The sequence below is a fragment of the Microcystis sp. M090S1 genome (assembly GCF_020246295.1).
In the GTDB taxonomy this organism is placed as follows: Bacteria; Cyanobacteriota; Cyanobacteriia; order Cyanobacteriales; family Microcystaceae; genus Microcystis; species Microcystis aeruginosa.
Window position 1 is genome coordinate 1 of sequence record NZ_JADBTF010000044.1, and the last position, 4100, is coordinate 4100.

A 4100-nucleotide genomic window follows, 5' to 3' on the forward strand; every position below is an offset into this window, starting at 1 on the left:
AGATACAGTCAACGGTACAGCCATTTTCAAGTGAAAAATGTACCCAGTAGCCTCTTTTCAATTTTTTCTTAGAAGCGACCTGCAGTAAGGGTTTTGTTAATTTTCTAGTATTTATGTATGGGGGAAGTCCAGTAATACCTGCTCAATAATGATAGCTCAACCCAACCTACGGCCTTATCTTTACATTAGCCAGAAGGGGGATATCCGTATCAGCAGGGTGGGTTAGGGGACAGGAGTGGGGAGATGGGGAGTTTTTTGCTGTGAACAGTAAACAGTAATCAATTACCTGAAAACTAAAATCTGATCACTGTAATTAGGAATCAACTTGACTAAGAGAGGAACGTCTTTTAAAAGGAATTAGTTTTTTGATTAATTCAGGTGTAATTAAGCCTTGAGGATAAAAAATCGTTCCCAAAACGATTAAAATTCCAAAAATAATCAAACGACCATCGCGCAAGAAATTCCCTAACCAAATTGGTAAACCATTCATGCCGCCGAGGGCGCGTAAAACTTCGGGCAAAGCAGTTAAAACAATGCCGCCCACCACGGGCCCGACAAAAGTTCTGGAACCACCAATTAAAACAAAAGCCAGGAAAATAATACTAGAATCAAAGGTTCCTTGACGGGAATTCCAAGTATTGAGAAAATGGGCGCTTACCGCTCCCACAACTGCCGCTAAAACTGCCCCGAAAGTGAAGGATAAAACCTTGTGATAGGTGGGATTAATTCCCATGGCCGCAGCTGCCAATTCATCGGCACGAATGGCATTAAATGCCCGACCAATTTTGATGTTTTCTAACCGGTAGAGAAACAGCATAGTTAGGAATAAGAGGGGCAAGGCCAGCCAAAGGTAGGCTAATTGAGTAGTGAAGGGTTGGGGAATGGCGAAAATACCGACCGCACCGCCAGTTATCTCGAGATTAAGGGCAATAATTCTCAAAATTTCTACCCAGGCGATCGTGGCAATGGCTAAATAAATCCCTCGCAAACGGAGAACAGGAATACCTAAAACTATGGCTAATATTCCTGAAATAATGCCAGCAATTAACATTTCTAAAAAGACCAAATTAAGGGGATAATTGCTGCCGGTATTAGTAAAAACTTTCGTGGAAAGAATGGCGGACACATAACCGCCTAAAGCGTAAAAACCGGGGGTTGCTAAGGATAATTGACCTGCCATTAAGGGCAGATAAATTGAAATGCCTAATATGGCTCCAAATATCATTGAAACAATTAAAAAACCATAGGTGTTAAAAAAATCAGCCATATTTTCAGTGAGCGGTTATTGGGTATTGGGGGCTTAAGTTACTGGAGTCAATTAGCTAATTTTATCACCGTTTTCTCCCCTCTGATTCTCTGGTAATTCTCGAAATTATCATAATTTTTTATGTGACACTTTTCCTATATGGTAGCGTTCGCCACCTTAAAAGCAGACGGGATGATCGATGATGGGAAAAGGTATCTTCCTCAACTTTGTCCTAGAAACAGGGGAATTTATGAAACAGCAGCATTGGTTAGTTAACTCCAAAAACCGGTTCCTCGGACTCCTACGGCTGAATTTCCCGATAAAATCGCAGTAGCGGCTGAAAAAGTCCTAGAAGCTGAGGATATTATCGGTTTTACCCCAGAAGCGATCCATCAGGTGCAGGCGATCGGTGAGGAACCAGTAATGTGGTTTTAAACCTTTTCAATTCGATCCGCTCACTAATTAAGTAGCTGGTTATAATTAAATTAAAAATGGATTTTAGGTTCGATCCCCCCTGCCCCCCTTGATAAGGGGGGTGCCGATCCCCCCTTAGTCCCCCCTTTAATCCCCCCTTGATAAGGGGGGCATCTGACAACTTTTAACGCCTACCTACTTAGGTTAGAGAAATGATAGATAAATGAGAGGATCATGAGAGAAATATGAAAGTTTTCTGGGTAAAAATTAGTTAAGATAAGGGGAAATTAAAGGATAAACAACTATAGATGTTTACTTCACTCGAACTTTTAACCACTTCCTTTGTTGCCGTGGGATTAGCCGCCGATGCCGTGGCCGTTTCTTTGACCAGTGGCCTGATGATTCGTCATATTCATGTTAATAAGGCTTTGAAAATTGCTTTGTTTTTTGGGGGATTTCAAGCAATTATGCCGATGATTGGTTGGGGTATTGGTCTAACTTGTCGCGATTTTCTTGCTTCTTTTGACCACTGGATCGCTTTTATTATTTTAGGGGCGATCGGCAGTAAAATGATCTACGAAGCTGTTCAAAATGATGACGAGGAAAAAAAATTTAATCCTCTAGATTCCTATACTTTAATCGGATTAGCGATCGCTACTAGCATCGATGCTTTAGTAGTTGGTTTGGGTCTATCGATGATTAAAACTCCCTTACTTTTAGCTTGCACTGTCATCGGTTCTATTACCTTTGCTTTATGTTTTATAGCTGTTTTTATCGGGCATAAATTCGGTAATTTATTTAGTCAAAAGGTGGAAATTCTCGGCGGTTTAGTTTTAATATTAATCGGCAGTAAAATCCTCATTGAACATTTAATTGCCTAGATTATCTCCATTTTTCACTATCGGACTCCTTTTCCTGACTGTTTCAAGAGGGAAGTAGCTAATTCGGGATAACCAGCCTCAATTAAAGCCTGATCTCTGATGCGACAGGAATCGCATAAACCGCAGGGTTCAACTTCTCCTTGATAACAAGACCAAGTATCAGCAATGGGAACCCCTAAACTAACGGCACGACGGACGATATCTACCTTACTATCCATCACCAAAGGGGCAATTAATTGGGGTGCTTTCCCTTCTAAACCCGCTTTCGATGATAAATTAGCTAAAGTTTGAAAGGCTTCTAAATACTCGGGACGACAATCGGGATAACCAGAATAATCCACCGCATTAATTCCTAAATATATCGCCTCCGCTTCCCTTGCTTCCGCTAAAGAAAGAGCGATCGAAATAAAAACTGTATTTCTCCCCGGCACATAGGTAATCGGGATAATATTCGGGTTAATTCCCTCTTGGGGAATAGCAATAGATTGATCGGTTAAAGCGGAACCTCCCCACAAAGATAGATTGACTTCGATCAGATGATGTTCTTTAATATTGAGGAAATTAGCAATTTTTTTCGCCGCTGCTAATTCCCGCTCGTGTCTTTGTCCATAACGAAAGGAAAGGGCGATTAATTGATAACCAGCAGCTAAAGCGATCGCTGCTGTCGTCGCTGAATCTAATCCCCCGGAAAGTAAAATAATCGCCTTTTTTGTCATTATCCTAATGTCACCTGTGTTTGTTGATAATTAGCTACTAAGATAAATTGTTTTAGCCACCGGGAACCTAACAAAATCTCCTGAATTGCCTCCCCTGCAAAAACGGGAATTTCGTATTCCTGACCATCAATTCTTACTCTGCCTAAATATATATCAAAAAATGCTTCTCCTTGGGCAGTGCGTAACTTATCTTGGTTTAAAAATGGCCATTCAAGACTGCGAGCATCTTGGTCATTCATAACACAAAACTCCGTGAAACCAGTATCTAGCATAGCTTCTACAGGTAACACCAGACCATTAGGGCTGACTAAATCGATATCAAAATAAATTTGACCATTTTCTCCAAATCTCCCTTCAATCATATTCTGCCACTAACTCCAGTTTCATTAATGCCAAAGATATGATGGATTTTGTCGGGATATTTTGCCCTTGCTTTTTTACTAGCCACTTCTTTGTCGGGATCGATAAAATAATCGCCGCTATCGGGTTCGATCGCAATGTACCAACCATAATAATGTTTCATTAACCGGGGCTGTAAACTCTGAAAAATCGGCCAACAACGATGATAAAATTCTAATTGTCGGGCGCGATGTTTGGCCTTTTCTTCCTCTGTAGATTGAATCTCCGGAAAAACTCGACCACGACGCACTACTCGTTCAGAATTGTTGTTAGACATAGTATTTTACCTCTTGTTAGTCAATTAGGGTTTGGGAATTATGAATCATGAATTGGGAAGTGGGGAGACCACTTCGTGCGCGTTGCGGGGGGAAGTGGGGAGACCACTTCGTGCGCGTTGCGGGGGGAGACCACTTCGTGCGCGTTGCGGGGGGAGACCACTTCGTG

General features: G+C 41.5%; 5 protein-coding genes. 1 reads left to right on the forward strand and 4 read right to left on the reverse strand.

What is annotated here, in order from left to right; all coding sequences use genetic code 11:
* Positions 1 to 313: 313 nt before the first annotated feature.
* A complete protein-coding gene (locus IM477_RS01755) occupies positions 314 to 1267 on the reverse strand; it encodes a branched-chain amino acid ABC transporter permease (protein WP_287730298.1) in 954 nt (317 codons plus the stop codon).
* A gap of 701 nt (positions 1268 to 1968) precedes the next feature.
* Between IM477_RS01755 and IM477_RS01760 the strand changes: the two genes are divergently transcribed.
* Positions 1969 to 2541, forward strand: coding sequence for a manganese efflux pump MntP (locus IM477_RS01760; protein ID WP_012265686.1), 573 nt, complete (start codon positions 1969 to 1971; stop codon positions 2539 to 2541).
* Positions 2542 to 2558: 17 nt separating this feature from the next.
* Here IM477_RS01760 and queC read toward each other — a convergent pair whose 3' ends face one another.
* From queC to IM477_RS01775, 3 genes are read right to left on the reverse strand one after another with little or no spacing between them, the layout of a single operon-like run.
* Positions 2559 to 3257, reverse strand: coding sequence for a 7-cyano-7-deazaguanine synthase QueC (gene queC / locus IM477_RS01765; RefSeq protein WP_287730300.1), 699 nt, complete (start codon positions 3255 to 3257; stop codon positions 2559 to 2561).
* Positions 3257 to 3619 (reverse strand): aspartyl protease, encoded by a 363-nt coding sequence (locus IM477_RS01770; RefSeq protein WP_159251296.1) that lies wholly within the window; start codon positions 3617 to 3619, stop codon positions 3257 to 3259. Before IM477_RS01770 ends, queC begins: the two co-directional genes overlap by 1 nt.
* Positions 3616 to 3933 (reverse strand): hypothetical protein, encoded by a 318-nt coding sequence (locus IM477_RS01775; RefSeq protein ID WP_046661710.1) that lies wholly within the window; start codon positions 3931 to 3933, stop codon positions 3616 to 3618. The genes IM477_RS01770 and IM477_RS01775 overlap by 4 nt, the downstream gene beginning before the upstream one ends.
* Positions 3934 to 4100 lie beyond the last annotated feature (167 nt).